Origin of the sequence: Georgenia sp. 311 (assembly GCF_006151955.1) — a bacterium.
Taxonomy (GTDB): Bacteria; Actinomycetota; Actinomycetes; order Actinomycetales; family Actinomycetaceae; genus Oceanitalea; species Oceanitalea wutianyii.
The window spans coordinates 42,204-55,714 of record NZ_VDFS01000035.1 but is presented as its reverse complement, the minus strand read 5'-3'; the positions used below and the strand labels follow the sequence as shown (position 1 = coordinate 55,714).

The following is a 13,511-nucleotide window of genomic DNA, read 5'->3' as shown; positions in this document are numbered from 1 at the left end:
AGCACCCGGCGAGCCGCTGTCAACCACCGCGAGACGAAAGTGGGCACACCCCTGTGAACGAGGACATGACGCCGGAGCGCGCGGCCGGCGGCCCGCACCCGGGAGCACAGCCCGGCCGACCCCTCGCCGACGAGGTGCACGACACCCTCCTCCGCCAGCTCATGTCCTCGCGGTTCGTGCCGGACTCCCGGGTGACGATCGACGCCCTGGCACGCGAGCTCGGCGTCTCGCAGACGCCGATCCGGGCTGCCCTCAACCGCATGGAGGCCGACGGCCTGGTCGTCCGGGTGCCGCACGCCGGCTACCGGATCCCTCCCCTCATCACCCGCGAGCGGTTCGACGACATGCTCGAGCTCCGCCTGCTCCTCGAGCCCGCGGCTGCCCGCCGCGCCGCCGAGCGAGCAACGTCTGCCCAGGTCAACGAGCTGCGCAGGCTACTGGAGGAGATGGCGGGCCTGGAGGAGGGTGACGGGCCGAGCGCCTACGGCACCTTCGGCCTGCGCGACGCCGCCTTCCACGACCTCGTCGCCTGCAGCGCCGGGAACCAGCTCGTGCGCGAGGCACTCGCCCGGCTGCACACCCACGTGCACCTCTTCCGGCTCGTCTACGACACCCAGGTGACCTACCTGGCCATGAGCGAGCACGACGAGATCCTCGCCGCCATCGCGGCGCGCGACCCCGACCAGGCCGCCTACGCCATGCGCCAGCACATCCTCCTCTCGGGCGACAGGTTCCGGCCGCTGTTCGACGACGCACTGCTCACGACCGCTCCGTAGACGGGGGTTGACTGGCAGCCGCCCGGCGCGCGATCCTTGGGCGTCAGACCAGATCGGATCGGATCTGATCCGCTCGGCCCCACCGGCCGAGCGGCACCCCTCACCCAACGTCGAGTGCGAGGAGACAGTCAGGTGCCCAGAGCGTTGCTCCTGACCGGCGATGCCGCCGAGGAGCTTGACACCATGTACCCCTACTACCGCGTGCAGGAGGGCGGCTGGGACGTCGACGTCTCGTCGAGGACGATGCGCGACGTGCAGCTCGTCATCCACGAGTTCGACCCGAACTCCGACGCGTACGTCGAGAAGAACGGCCGCAAGCTGCCGGTCGACGTGCCCTGGGAGGACGTCGACGTCGAGCTCTACGACGCCCTCATCATCCCCGGGGGCCGCGCGCCCGAGTGGATCCGGGTGGACGCCCACGTCCGCCGGATCACCGAGCACTTCTTCGCCCGCAACCTGCCGATCGCGCTCGTGTGCCACGGCGCGCAGGTGCCGGCCGTCTACGGGCTGCTCGAAGGTCGCCGCACGGCGTGCTTCCCACCGATCACCGGCGACATGGAGAACGCGGGGGCGATCGTCGTGGACGCCCCCGACGTCGTCGACGGCAACCTCGTCTCCTGCCGGGGATGGCCGGACATGCCGCAGTTCGGGCGGGCGATGATGGACCTCTTCTCGAAGTCCCTCGTCACCGCCTGATGCGCCCGACCACCCTCGACCGGTGAGGGCCGAGCGCACCGTCGTCGTCGACGGTTCGCCGGTCCACGTGACCGAGGGCGGCGCCGGACCGGCGGTCCTGCTCCTGCACGGCTCCGGACCCGGGACGACCGGGTCCGGAGCCTGGGCCGCCACCATCGACGCGCTCGCGGGCTCGTGGCGGCTGGTGGCCCCCGACCAGGCGGGCTTCGGCCGCACCCCCCTGCCACTGGGCTCGCGCGGCGGGCTGCGGGTCTGGACGGAGCAGGCCGCCGCGCTCATGGACGCCCTCGGCCACGAGTCCTACGCCGTCGTGGGCCACTCCATGGGTGGCGCCGTCGCCCTGGCGCTGGCGGCCGCGCGTCCCCGGCAGGTCACCCACGTCGTGCCGGTGGGGACGATGGGCGCCCCGGGGGCGCCGTTGTCGCCCGACCTCGACGCCGTGTGGGCCGCTCCCGCCACCGAGGACGGCGCGCGGGACATGCTCGAGCGCATCCTGCTCGACCGGTCGCTGGTCACCGAGGCGGCGGTGTCGGCCCGGGCCGCGGCGATGCGGGCCGGCCAGGCCGCGTTCGCCCGGCTCTTCCCGCCGCCCCGCACGCGGTGGGCTGAGGACCTCACCCTGTCGGCGCAGACCCTGGCAGCGGTCCGCGCGCCGGCCCTGCTCGTCCACGGCGCCCAGGACCGCCTCACTCCCCTGCGCGCGGCGGCGCTGCCGCTGCTCGACCACCTCGCCGACGTCCGTCTGCACGTCCTGGGGCGGTGCGGTCACGCGCCGCAGGTCGAGCACCCGGAGGAGTTCCACCGGCTGCTGGGCGGCTTCCTCGGCCGGGAGTGAGAGCCGGGCCCACCTGCTCAGTTCGTGGCGCCCGCCGCTCGCCGGACGAGCTGGGCGATCTGCTCCTGCTCGGCCGGACCGAGCGGGCCGGTCACGGCGTACGACGTCGGCCACATGACGCCGTCGTCGAGCCGGGCCGCCTCCTCGAACCCGAGGCTGTTGTAGCGGGTGCCGTACTTCGCGGCAGAGTGGAAGAAGACGACGACCTTGCCGTCGGCGTCGGTCCACGCCGGCTGCCCGTACCAGGTCTTCGGGCGCAGGCCGGGCGCGGCCTCGGAGACGATGACGTGGACGCGCTCGGCGACGGCCCGCTGGTCCTCCGGCATCGCGCGGATGCTCTTCAGCAGGTCCTCGAGTCCCGCCGCAGCCTTCTTCCCTCCCTTCTCCGCGCGCAGCTCCGCAGCGCGTTCCCTGATCGCCGCGAGCTCCACCTCGGTGAACCCACCGGACTCCTCGTGTGCCATGAGCCGCTCCTCCCTCGTCGATGAGGTCACGCTAGGGCGACGGGCGGCACGGTCGCTTCTCGAATCCTGATCGAGTTCCGCGGCGCCTCCTCCAGCGGGTACCGAGACATCCGGTCCGGGACCCGCTCGCGGTCGTCAGTACCCGGTGACAGAACCCGCCGAGCCCCGCACCGCTCCGATGCCGGCGATCGCGACGAGGACGAGGACCAGCATCGCCGCACGGGTCAACCAGCGCCGGCGACGCCCCCAGGTCGACGCGACGACGACGGACAGTGCGTAGACCGCCGCGACGATGCCCGTCCACGTCACCCCGGCAGGCCTTCGCTCCGCGCCGCCGCACCCTGGCGGAGCCGGATAGATCGCTGGGCAGACGACTTCCATGGGAACCACCAGCCACCAGATGGCTGCCAAGGTGGCCACGAGGACGACGGTCGCAGCGATGACCACGCTTCGCGTCCCCATGCCGGGTGACGTCGCCGTCGAGTCGCCGACGGTCATGTCGTGAAGGTTAGCGTTCTCGGCGGCCGGGGCGAACGGCACTCGGTACGCAGACTCCGCAACCGCGCGGCGGGATCAGCGGGCGAGGTCGCGGCGACGGAACCCGGCGAAGCCGATGAGGAGGAAGCCTGTGGTGAACAGGGTGATCCACAGGAGCCCGGTGAGGTCGACGGCGGTCGCAGTCACCTCGGGGACGTGCCAGAAAGGGCTGATTCCCAGGACCCAGTCGTCCAGGCCGAACGTGGGACCCAGGAGGGTGAGGCCGAAGGAGGCCACGACCCCGATCCAGGCGGCCAGGCTGACGGCCGGCCGGGCGCCGATGACGGCGGCGGAGACGGCGACGACGGTCCACACGGCAGGGACGGTGGCGAGGGCCTGCAGGAGGACGTCGGAGAAGGTGACGCCGATGTCGGAGCCCGAGGCGAGGGCCGCGACGAGGGTGCCCGCGATCAGCAGGTAGATGGTGGGCGCACCGAGCGCGAGGAGCACATTGCCGGCGTAGTAGCGGGAACGGGTGACGGCGGTCGCCATGACCGGCTCGACGCGGTCCTCCATCTCCTCGCTGCGGACCTTGAGCATGGTCTGGACGCCGGGAACGGCGGCGATGATGCCGAGCAGGCTCAGGAGCGTGAGGAGGAACGCGGAGACCAGGTGGGACTGTCCGGTCGCACCCGCGGCGAGGATCTGCCCGGCCGGGCTGTCGGGGCCCAGGACGTCGGTGATGGAGGCCGCGAGGTATCCGAACACGATGCCGAGAAGGGCGAAGGCGATGGTCCAGGCGATGAGAAGACCGCGGTTGAGCCTCAGCGTCAGCCCCCAGGCGGTGCGGGCCCTGCCGCGCGAGGGTCCGGGCGCCGGCTTGATCGCTCCCTGCCCGAAGTCACGACGTGCCTGCAGGATGAATGCGGCGACCAGGGCGACGAGTGTGAGCGCGCCGGCGAGCAGCAGGGGCCACCAGTGGTCGCCCGTCGCCGGCCGGGTCTCGGTCATCCAGCCGAGCGGGTTGGCCCAGACGGCCCACGCGGGTGCCTCGACGGCGTAGGCGAAGCCACGGAGGACGAACAGGGTGCCGAGGGTGGCCACGGCGATGGAGCTCGCGGTGTGTGCGTCGGAGCCGAGCTGGGCGGCGATCGCCGCAACGCCGGTGAACATCCACCCGGTGGCGGTGAAGGTGGCCCCGAGCAGCATGGAGGGTCCCCACCCGCCTCCGCAGGCGACGGTGAGCAGGGCGGAGACCAGGCCGAGCACGAGGCTGCCGGTCAAGGCCATGGCGACGCCGGTGAGCAGGCGACTGGAACGGCCGAGCACACCGGAGGCCAGAAGCTCGGCCTGTCCGGAGTCCTCCTGGCCGCGGGTGGCACGCATGACGGTGGAGATGGCCCCGAGCGCCGCGAGGAACCCGCCCAGGGCCAGGGCGCGCCAGGCGTTGAACCCGTCGGCGGTGGTCACGTCGAACGCCGGTCCGAAGATCAGGCCGAGGGCCGGGTTCGCGCCGACCGCAGCCGCCAGACCCTGGCGAGCCTGCTGCGTGTGGAAGACCCAGGGGTAGACGAGGACCGAGGAGGCGGACAGGACGGTCGCGATGGCGACCCATGGCGCGAACGTGCGCCCGTCGTGCCTGAGGGACGTGCGCAGGAGTGGGAGGGTCCCGGTGAGGCTTCCTCCTTCGGCCCTGGCAGTGGCGGCCGGGCTCATCGCGTCCCTCCGGCGGCGTGTGCTGCGTCCTCGTCCTCGTACAAGCGGAGGAACACGCTCTCCAGGGACGGCGGCTCGACAGTCAAGGACACGAGCCCGTACCCGGTCAGCAGGGTCATGGCGTCACCGATGCGGTCGGACTCGACCGTGACGTCGAGACGGTTCCCCTCGAGACGGACGTCGTGCAGGCGGGTGAGGTCGTTCGGGTCCGGGACCCGCTCGAGGACGGCGTGCACCGCGGTCCGGGCGTCGCCTCGCACGTCGGTCAGGGTGCCGGACCGGATGATCCGCCCGTTGCGGATGATGCTGAGCCGGTCGGCCAGCGTCTCGATCTCCGCCATGATGTGGCTGGAGAGCAGCACCGTCGTGCCCCGCGCCCGGGCCTCGGCGATGACGTCCTGGAACACCTTCTCCATCAGGGGGTCCAGGCCGCTGGTCGGCTCGTCGAGGATGAGCAGCTCGGCGTCGGAGGCCAGGGCGGCGACGATCGCCACCTTCTGACGGTTGCCCTTGGAGTACTGGCGGCCACGCTTGGTGGGGTCGAGCTCGAACCGTTCGACGAGCTCCGCCCGGCGATCCTCGTTCAGGCCGCCGCGCATGGAACCGAGCAGGTCGATCGCCTCTCCGCCCGTCATCCCGGGCCACAGCGAGACGTCGCCGGGCACGTACGCCAGGCGTCGGTGCAGAGCCACCACGTCGCGCCACGGGTCCTGGCCGAGCAGCCGTACGGTGCCGCCGTCGGCCCTGAGCAGCCCGAGGAGCACGCGGATGGTCGTGGACTTCCCTGCGCCGTTCGGGCCGAGGAAGCCGTGCACTTGGCCGCGCTCGACCCGGAGGTCCACGCCTCGCAACGCCGGGAACTTGCCGTAGGACTTCGTCAGGCTGTCGATCTCGATCACTGCCTCTGCCGCGCTCATGCGTCTCTCCCAGCCTGCGAGTAACCCATCCATGGCAGGTCCACCATAACTCCACGGGTGAGGAACTCTGCAAGTGGGGAGTTAAGGTGGGGTATGACCGACGACCCAGCCGGATCCCGGCGTCGACCGACGGGGCGACGCCCCGGCGACAGCGGGACCCGCGAGGCGATCCTGGACTCCGCCCTGGCGCTCTTCGCCGAGCGCGGGTACGAGGGAGCCTCGATCCGTGCGATCGCGACCGACGCAGGCGTGGACCCGGCACTGATCCGCCACTTCTTCGGGGACAAGGACGCCCTCTTCGCCGTCGCGGTCTCGGACCGCACGGCGATACCCGAACGTCTGGCGGCCTCGCTCGTCGGCGCCCCGCAGGAGATCGGCCACCGCGTCACGGACAGCTACCTGCGCATGTGGGACGAACCGCAGACGCGTCGGGTCCTGCTCGCCCTGGTCCGCTCCACGACCACCGCGGAGCGGGCAGCGGACATGGTGCGCGACCTCCTCGGAGCGCACATGCACGAGACGACGGGGATCACCGCAGAGGACCCCCGGATGCTGGGCGTCGCACTCGCCGCCTCCCATCTCCTCGGCGTCGCCCTCGCCCGCCACGTCATCCGGGTGCCCGCCCTCGCCACCATGGATCACGCCGCCCTCGTGGACCAGGTCGCACCTGCGGTGCAGCACTACCTGGGGAGCGTCGTCGCGCTCCCCGGCGGCGCACGGAGGGACTAGACCCACCGCCCGGCATGTCGGCCGCAGCGGGGTCCCCTCTGCGTGCCTGGACGCGTGGGACGCGCCCTGCGCCGGTCAGCCGCGGCCGTCGGCGAGGCCGCGGGCGTACGCCTCGGCCGAGCCCTCCCGGAACAGGTCGTCCTCGGACCGGCGGGCGAGCACGCGCGCACCCTCGCCGTCCTCGCGGGTGACGAGGTGCCCCAGCCCGCGGACGACGGCGACAGGGCGTCCGTCGGCCTTGCCCTTGACGAGCTCGGCCGCGGCGGCGATCTCGTCGGCGGCGGCGATGACGGTCATCCGCAGCTCGCGGCCGTAGCCGTCGCGCCGGCCACGGTGGTCCTGGAGGGTGCGGATGCCTGCGGCGCCGATGGCGATGTCGGTGACGCCCTCGCGCCACGGCCGCCCCACGGTGTCGGTGACGACGACGCCGGGCCGCACCCCGAGCCGCGCGTCCAGCCCGCGGCGCAGCGCCCGGGCGGAGGCGTCGGGGTCCTCCGGCAGGAGCAGCGCGGTCCCGAGCGGGACGTCGGAGGTGTCCACGCCCGCTGCCGCGAGGACGAGCCCCTGCGGGTTCTCCACGATGCGCAGCGTCGAGCCGTCGGGGCGGACGCGCTCGGCCACCACGCGCACCGTCTGGCCGGCGATCACCTGCTCCAGCTCCTCGCGGGTCCGCGCGGCGACGAGCCGTCGCTCGGCCTTGGCCACGACCTTGCTCGCGACGACGACGACGTCCCCCTCGACCATCCCCGTCGAGCCGTCGGGCCAGGTGAGGGCGCGCAGCCCCGGGCTGAGCAGCGCGGCGAGGTCGTCCCCGCCGGTGACGGGCGGGACGCCCTCGACTGCCTGAGCCATGATCATCATCAGCGCACCACCTTGGGGAGGACGTCGCGGCCGAAGACCTCGAGCCACCGGCGCTGGTCGCGCCCGACGTTGTGGAGATAGACGTGGTCGACGCCGAGGTCGGCGTACTTCTGCAGCTCGGCGCGGTGGACGTCGGGGTCGGAGGAGATGACCATCCGCCCGGCGAAGTCCTCGGGCCGCACGAGGCGGGCCATCGCGGCGAAGTCGAACGGGGAGCGGATGTCCGCCTTGGCGAAGCGCATCGCCCCGTTGGGCCACTCGGTGAGCGCGTTCGCGAGCGCCTCCTCCTCCGTGGGCGCCCACGACAGGTGGAGCTGGAGGATCTTCGGCATCGTCGCCGGGTCCTTGCCCGCCTCCCGGGCGCCCTGGGCGAATCGGTCGAACAGCCCGGCCACCTTCTCCACCGGGGCGCCGACGGTGATGATCCCGTCGGCGTGCTTGCCCGCACGCCGCGCGGTCACCGGGCCGCCGGTGGCGACGTAGATGGGCGGGGCCTGCTCCGGCATCGTCCACAGCCGGGTGGACTCCAGCCGGAAGAAGGTGCCCGAGTGCTTCGTGTCCTTGCCCGCGAGGGAGGCGGTGAAGAGCTTGGAGATGATCTCCACGGCCTCGAACATCCGGTTGATCCGCTCGGGCGCCTCGGGCCAGTACGGCGCGACGACGTGCTCGTTGAGCGCCTCACCGGAGCCGATCCCCAGCCAGTGCCGTCCCGGGTACATCGCCGCGAGCGTCGCCGAGGCCTGCGCGACCACCGCCGGGTGGTAGCGGAAGGTCGGCGCGGTGACGCCCGGGCCGATGTCCCCGCGGGTGCGCTCCCCCAGCGCCGCCAGGACGTTCCACACGAAGGAGGCCTGGCCCTGCGTCGGTGTCCAGGGCTGGAAGTGGTCGGCGGCCATGACGCCGGTGAAGCCGTGGGCCTCGGCGTGGGCCGCGTAGTCGAGCACCTCCCGCGGGTGGAACTGCTCCAGGGCAGCGGCGTAGCCGATCTTCATGCCGGCCAGTCTCCCAGGCCCGCGCTGCGGCCCGCACACGCCCCCTCCGTGCCGCGGCCCACACGACGTCACCGGGTCCCCGCCGGGACCCCTGCGCGCCGCGGGGCGGGACCGTGGAAGAATCGGGTCCCATGACCGACGAGCACGACCTCACGCCCGCCGCCCCGCTCGCCAACCCGTCCGTCCCGGACAAGGTGAGCCTCGAGGGCCTCGAGGACAAGTGGGAGACCCGCTGGAGCGAGCAGGGCACCTACCGCTTCGACCGCACGGCGACGCGCGAGCAGGTCTTCTCGATCGACACCCCGCCGCCGACCGTCTCCGGCTCGCTGCACGTGGGGCACGTGTTCTCCTACACGCACACCGACGTCGTCGCCCGCTACAAGCGGATGACCGGCAAGGAGGTCTTCTACCCGATGGGGTGGGACGACAACGGCCTGCCCACCGAGCGCCGGGTGCAGAACTACTACGGCGTGCGCGTGGACCCGACGCTGCCCTACGTCCCGGACTTCGTGCCCCCGCACGACGGCGGTGACGGCAAGAGCGTCAAGGCCGCCGACCAGCAGCCGATCTCCCGGCGCAACTTCGTCGAGCTGTGCCAGCGCCTCACCCAGGAGGACGAGAAGCAGTTCGAGGCGCTGTGGCGCCACCTCGGCCTCAGCGTCGACTGGGCCATGCACTACCAGACCATCGGGCGGGAGTCCCAGCTCGTCGCGCAGGCCGCGTTCCTGCGCAACCTCGCGCGCGGCGAGGCCTACCAGGCCGCGGCCCCCGGCCTGTGGGACGTCACGTTCCAGACCGCCGTCGCCCAGGCCGAGCTCGAGGCGCGCGACTACCCCGGCCACTACCACCGGGTCGCCTTCCACCTGGCCGACCCGGCCGTCGGCGAGGGCCTGGAGCAGGTGACGGACGGCAAGGTCTATATCGAGACGACCCGCCCGGAGCTGCTGCCCGCCGTCGTCGCCCTCATCGCCCACCCCGACGACGAGCGCTACCAGCCGCTGTTCGGCACCACCGTGCGCTCCCCGCTCTTCGGCGTCGAGGTGCCGGTCCTCCCCCACCCCGCCGCGGAGATGGACAAGGGCGCCGGCATCGCGATGTGCTGCACCTTCGGTGACCTCACCGACGTCCAGTGGTGGCGCGAGCTCGACCTGCCCACCCGCTCGGTCATCCGCCGCGACGGCCGCCTCCTCGCCGAGGTGCCCGAGTGGGTCACCGAGCCCTCCGCCGTCGCCCTGTGGACCGACTCGCTCGCGGGCAAGACGACGTTCAGCGCCCGCAAGGAGATCGTCGAGGCGCTGCGCGCGAGCGGCGACCTCGACGGCGAGCCCACGCCCACCCAGCGCAAGACCAACTTCTTCGAGAAGGGCGACAAGCCCCTCGAGATCGTCACCTCCCGCCAGTGGTACATCCGCAACGGCGGACGCCCGGCCACCGACGCCCAGGGCCGTGACCTGCGCGAGGCGCTGCTCGAGCGCGGCCGTGAGCTGGGCTTCCACCCCGACTTCATGCGGGTGCGCTACAACAACTGGGTCGAGGGCCTCAACAGCGACTGGCTGATCTCGCGCCAGCGCTTCTTCGGGGTGCCGATCCCCGTGTGGTACGCCCTTGACGACGCCGGCGAGCCGGACTACGACCGCGTCCTCACGCCCTCGCAGGACATGCTCCCCGTCGACCCGAGCATCGACGTCCCGCCGGGCTACACCGAGGAGCAGCGCGGCCAGGCCGGCGGCTTCGTCGGCGAGGTCGACATCATGGACACGTGGGCGACGTCCTCGCTCACCCCTCAGATCGCCGGTGGCTGGCTGCGCGACGAGGACCTCTTCTCCCGCGTCTACCCGATGGACCTGCGCCCGCAGGGCCAGGACATCATCCGCACCTGGCTGTTCGCCACCGTCGTCCGCGCGCACCTCGAGTTCGACGGCCTGCCGTGGAGCGACGCCGCCATCTCCGGCTGGATCCTCGACCCGGACCGCAAGAAGATGTCGAAGTCCAAGGGCAACGTCGTCACCCCGATGGGCCTGCTCGAGGAGCACGGCTCTGACGCGGTGCGCTACTGGGCCGCCTCCGCGCGCCTGGGCACCGACGCCGCCTTCGAGGTCGGCCAGATGAAGATCGGTCGCCGCCTGGCGATCAAGGTCCTCAACGCCTCGAAGTTCGCCCTGACGATGGGTGGGGACACCCCCGCCCGGCTCGACGTCTCGGCCGTCACCGAGCCGCTGGACAGGTCCCTGCTCGCCGCGCTCGCCGACGTCGTCGAGGGCGCGACGACGTCCTTCGAGCGCTACGACCACACCCGCGCGCTCGAGCTCACCGAGACGTTCTTCTGGACGTTCTGCGACGACTACCTCGAGCTCGTCAAGGACCGCGCCTACGGCACCACCGAGGCCGGCTTCACGCCCACCGAGGTCACCTCCGCGCGCACGACGCTCGCGGTGACCATCGACGTCGTCCTGCGGCTGCTCGCCCCGTTCCTGCCCTTCGCCACCGAGGAGGTCTGGAGCTGGTGGCGCAGCGGGTCGGTGCACACCGCACCGTGGCCCTCCGCCGCTCCCCTGCGCCAGGCCGTGCCCGACGCCGACCCGGCACTGCTCCAGGTCACCGGCAGCGCCCTGGCGGCGCTGCGGAAGGTGAAGTCCGAGGCGAAGGTCTCCCAGCGGACGACCTTCGCCCGGGTGCGCCTGGACCTGCCCGCCGCCGACGTCGAGCGCATCGGCCACGCGGTCGGTGACCTGCGGGCCGCCGGGCGTGTCCGCGGCGACCTCGAGATCGCCGGGCACACGGACCTCGAGGGAGCCGTCGTCGGCGCCCACGAGCTCGACGAGCCGCCCACCAAGCGCTGAGACCCATACCCGGGGCGCCACCACTGCCCCAGACCGCGAGGAGATCCCATGAACGCGCCACGTCCGGAATCCAGTACCCCGGGGCTCGGCCACCTCGAGCCCTCCATGTCCCTGCCGTGGGTGCTCAGTGACCGTCTCTCCCGCGACCCCGCCGGGGTGATCTTCGAGCGCAAGGCCTCCCTGGGCGGGCGCTTCGTCCCGGTGACCGTGCAGACGTTCGCCGGCGAGGTCACCGCCGTCGCCAAGGGCCTCATCGGCCTGGGCATCGAGCCGGGCGACCGCGTGGCGATCATGGCGCACACGAGCTACGAGTGGACGCTGCTCGACTTCGCCGCGTGGTCGGTGGGCGCGGTGCCCGTGCCGATCTACGAGACGTCCTCCGCCGAGCAGGCCGAGTGGATCATCACCAACTCCCAGGCCCGCATCGTCTTCGCCGAGACCCGTGCGATGGGCGCCCTCGTCTCCCCGCTCATCGAGCGCACCGAGCACCTCGAGCAGGTCCTCGTGCTCGACGAGGACGCCATCGACACGGTCATCGGCCACGGCACCGACGTCCCCGCCGAGCGGGTCACCGAGCGGGCGGCGGCCACGTCGATGGACAGCCTCGCGACGATCATCTACACCTCGGGCACCACCGGCCGCCCCAAGGGCGTCGAGCTCACGCACGGCAACTTCGTCCACCTCGTCGTCAACGGCAGCGACGACCCGAACTTCTCCGGCGTCGTGCGGGGCTCGGACAAGCGCACCCTGCTGTTCATGCCGCTCGCCCACGTGTTCGCACGGTTCATCCAGGTCCTGTGCGTGTACTCCGGCGCGGCCATGGGCCACGTCCCGGACGCGAAGAACCTCGTGGCCGACCTCGACGCGTTCAAGCCCACGTTCCTCCTCGCCGTCCCGCGGGTGTTCGAGAAGGTCTACAACTCCGCCGACGCCAAGGCGGGTGGCGGTGCGAAGCAGCGGGTCTTCCGCTGGGGCGCGAAGGTCGCGATCACCTACTCCCGCGCCCTGGAGACCCCCGAGGGGCCCTCCGCGGCGCTCAAGGCGCAGCGCGCCCTGGCCGACCGCCTCGTCTACCAGAAGATCAAGGCGGCGATGGGCGGCAACCTCGCCTGGGCGGTCTCCGGCGGCGGTCCCCTGGGCGAGCGGCTCGGGCACTTCTTCCGCGGGATCGGGGTCGGTGTGCTCGAGGGCTACGGCCTCACCGAGGTCGGCGCGCCGACCACCGTCAACCGGCCGGGCCTCGTGAAGATCGGCACGGTCGGCCCGCCCTACCCCGGCACGAGCGTCGCCATCGCCGAGGACGGGCAGGTGCTCGTCAAGGGTGCCCACGTCTTCCGCGCCTACCACGGCAACCCGGAGGCCACCGCCGAGGCGTTCACCGAGGACGGCTGGTTCATCACCGGCGACCTCGGTGAGCTGGACTCCGACGGCTACCTGCGCATCACCGGCCGCAAGAAGGAGATCATCGTGACCGCGGGCGGCAAGAACGTCGCCCCCGCGATGCTCGAGGACCGCCTGCGCGGCCACCCGCTCGTCTCCCAGGTGGTCGTGGTCGGCGAGGGTCGCCCGTTCATCGGCGCGCTCATCACGCTCGACGCGGAGATGCTCCCCGGCTGGCTCGCCAACCACGACCTGCCGCCCATGACCGTGGACCAGGCCGCCACCGACGAGCGCGTCCTCGCGGCCCTGGACCGGGCGGTGACGCGCGCCAACGAGGCCGTCTCGCGGGCCGAGTCGATCCGCAAGTTCAAGGTCCTCACCATCGACTTCACGATGGAGAACGGCTACCTCACGCCCAGCCAGAAGGTGAAGCGCGCCAAGGTCATCAGGGACTTCGCCGCCGAGATCGACGACATCTACGGCACCTGAGGCCGCGCGTCAGGACGTGTGCCGTGACTCCGCCACCGCCTCGTGGTGGCGGATGACCTCCTGGACGATGAAGGAGAGGAACTTCTCGGCGAACACCGGGTCCAGGCCTGCCTCCTCGGCCAGTGCCCGCAGCCGCCGGATCTGCTCCGCCTCGCGGTTCGGGTCCGACGCCGGCAGCCCGAGGTCCGCCTTGATGTGCCCCACCCGCTGGGTGCACTTGAAGCGCTCGGCGAGCAGGTGGATGAGGGCGGCATCGATGTTGTCGATCGTGCCGCGCGCCTGGGCCAGCTCGGCCGGGATCGTCTCGCTCATGCCCCGATCCTAGGTCTCCCCCGGCGC

At 72.2% G+C, this 13,511-nt stretch carries 13 protein-coding genes; 6 read left to right on the top strand and 7 right to left on the bottom strand.

The genetic code is table 11. The features are described 5' to 3' along the window. Positions 1-53: 53 nt before the first annotated feature. The 3 genes from FHE66_RS06075 (at position 54) to FHE66_RS06065 (ending at position 2,307) form a co-directional block, all read left to right on the top strand. The gene (locus FHE66_RS06075; protein ID WP_218013630.1) at positions 54-776 is read left to right on the top strand and encodes a GntR family transcriptional regulator; all 723 of its coding nucleotides are present in this window, start codon (positions 54-56) and stop codon (positions 774-776) included. 132 nt (positions 777-908) lie between these two features. Then, positions 909-1,472 carry a DJ-1/PfpI family protein gene (locus FHE66_RS06070; RefSeq protein ID WP_139072077.1) on the top strand — a complete coding sequence of 188 codons (564 nt, stop codon included), beginning with the start codon at positions 909-911 and terminating at the stop codon, positions 1,470-1,472. A gap of 22 nt (positions 1,473-1,494) precedes the next feature. Then, the gene (locus FHE66_RS06065) at positions 1,495-2,307 is read left to right on the top strand and encodes an alpha/beta fold hydrolase (protein WP_139072076.1); all 813 of its coding nucleotides are present in this window, start codon (positions 1,495-1,497) and stop codon (positions 2,305-2,307) included. Positions 2,308-2,324: 17 nt separating this feature from the next. Here the strand turns inward: FHE66_RS06065 and FHE66_RS06060 are convergent, their stop codons facing one another. The 4 genes from FHE66_RS06060 to FHE66_RS06045 form a co-directional block, all read right to left on the bottom strand. Next, positions 2,325-2,771 carry an iron chaperone gene (locus FHE66_RS06060; RefSeq protein ID WP_139072075.1) on the bottom strand — a complete coding sequence of 149 codons (447 nt, stop codon included), beginning with the start codon at positions 2,769-2,771 and terminating at the stop codon, positions 2,325-2,327. A gap of 135 nt (positions 2,772-2,906) precedes the next feature. After that, positions 2,907-3,269, bottom strand: coding sequence for a hypothetical protein (locus FHE66_RS06055; protein ID WP_139072074.1), 363 nt, complete (start codon positions 3,267-3,269; stop codon positions 2,907-2,909). 75 nt (positions 3,270-3,344) lie between these two features. Beyond that, a complete protein-coding gene (locus FHE66_RS06050) occupies positions 3,345-4,964 on the bottom strand; it encodes an ABC transporter permease (protein ID WP_139072073.1) in 1,620 nt (539 codons plus the stop codon). Next, positions 4,961-5,881: an ABC transporter ATP-binding protein gene (locus tag FHE66_RS06045; RefSeq protein ID WP_139072072.1), complete on the bottom strand. Its 921-nt coding sequence runs from the start codon at positions 5,879-5,881 to the stop codon at positions 4,961-4,963. Before FHE66_RS06045 ends, FHE66_RS06050 begins: the two co-directional genes overlap by 4 nt. 93 nt (positions 5,882-5,974) lie before the next feature. On the opposite strand from FHE66_RS06045, the gene FHE66_RS06040 reads away from it, so the two are divergent. Further along, positions 5,975-6,610, top strand: a complete 636-nt coding sequence (locus FHE66_RS06040) for a TetR/AcrR family transcriptional regulator (protein ID WP_139072071.1) — start codon at positions 5,975-5,977, stop codon at positions 6,608-6,610. Between the two features lie 75 nt (positions 6,611-6,685). Here FHE66_RS06040 and cofE read toward each other — a convergent pair whose 3' ends face one another. Continuing rightward, on the bottom strand, positions 6,686-7,468 hold the full coding sequence (gene cofE / locus FHE66_RS06035) for a coenzyme F420-0:L-glutamate ligase (protein WP_139072104.1): 783 nt from the start codon (positions 7,466-7,468) through the stop codon (positions 6,686-6,688). Between the two features lie 2 nt (positions 7,469-7,470). Then, positions 7,471-8,463, bottom strand: a complete 993-nt coding sequence (locus FHE66_RS06030) for a TIGR03557 family F420-dependent LLM class oxidoreductase (RefSeq protein WP_139072070.1) — start codon at positions 8,461-8,463, stop codon at positions 7,471-7,473. Between the two features lie 131 nt (positions 8,464-8,594). Between FHE66_RS06030 and valS the strand changes: the two genes are divergently transcribed. Beyond that, on the top strand, positions 8,595-11,303 hold the full coding sequence (gene valS / locus FHE66_RS06025) for a valine--tRNA ligase (RefSeq protein WP_139072069.1): 2,709 nt from the start codon (positions 8,595-8,597) through the stop codon (positions 11,301-11,303). 48 nt (positions 11,304-11,351) lie between these two features. Beyond that, entirely contained in the window at positions 11,352-13,172 is a 1,821-nt protein-coding gene (locus FHE66_RS06020; RefSeq protein WP_139072068.1) for a long-chain fatty acid--CoA ligase, read from the top strand. Between the two features lie 9 nt (positions 13,173-13,181). On the opposite strand, the gene FHE66_RS06015 is transcribed toward FHE66_RS06020, so the two are convergent. Next, the gene (locus FHE66_RS06015) at positions 13,182-13,484 is read right to left on the bottom strand and encodes a chorismate mutase (protein ID WP_139072067.1); all 303 of its coding nucleotides are present in this window, start codon (positions 13,482-13,484) and stop codon (positions 13,182-13,184) included. Positions 13,485-13,511: the final 27 nt, after the last annotated feature.

What these genes read in the sequence shown, in the direction of transcription:
- FHE66_RS06055 (WP_139072074.1), bottom strand. Translation starts at nt 3,269, where the DNA reads ATGACCGTCGGCGACTCGACGGCGACGTCACCCGGCATGGGGACGCGA.
- FHE66_RS06020 (WP_139072068.1), top strand. Translation starts at nt 11,352, where the DNA reads ATGAACGCGCCACGTCCGGAATCCAGTACCCCGGGGCTCGGCCACCTC.
- cofE (WP_139072104.1), bottom strand. Translation starts at nt 7,468, where the DNA reads ATGATCATGGCTCAGGCAGTCGAGGGCGTCCCGCCCGTCACCGGCGGG.
- FHE66_RS06015 (WP_139072067.1), bottom strand. Translation starts at nt 13,484, where the DNA reads ATGAGCGAGACGATCCCGGCCGAGCTGGCCCAGGCGCGCGGCACGATC.
- FHE66_RS06030 (WP_139072070.1), bottom strand. Translation starts at nt 8,463, where the DNA reads ATGAAGATCGGCTACGCCGCTGCCCTGGAGCAGTTCCACCCGCGGGAG.
- valS (WP_139072069.1), top strand. Translation starts at nt 8,595, where the DNA reads ATGACCGACGAGCACGACCTCACGCCCGCCGCCCCGCTCGCCAACCCG.
- FHE66_RS06060 (WP_139072075.1), bottom strand. Translation starts at nt 2,771, where the DNA reads ATGGCACACGAGGAGTCCGGTGGGTTCACCGAGGTGGAGCTCGCGGCG.
- FHE66_RS06050 (WP_139072073.1), bottom strand. Translation starts at nt 4,964, where the DNA reads ATGAGCCCGGCCGCCACTGCCAGGGCCGAAGGAGGAAGCCTCACCGGG.
- FHE66_RS06040 (WP_139072071.1), top strand. Translation starts at nt 5,975, where the DNA reads ATGACCGACGACCCAGCCGGATCCCGGCGTCGACCGACGGGGCGACGC.
- FHE66_RS06045 (WP_139072072.1), bottom strand. Translation starts at nt 5,881, where the DNA reads ATGAGCGCGGCAGAGGCAGTGATCGAGATCGACAGCCTGACGAAGTCC.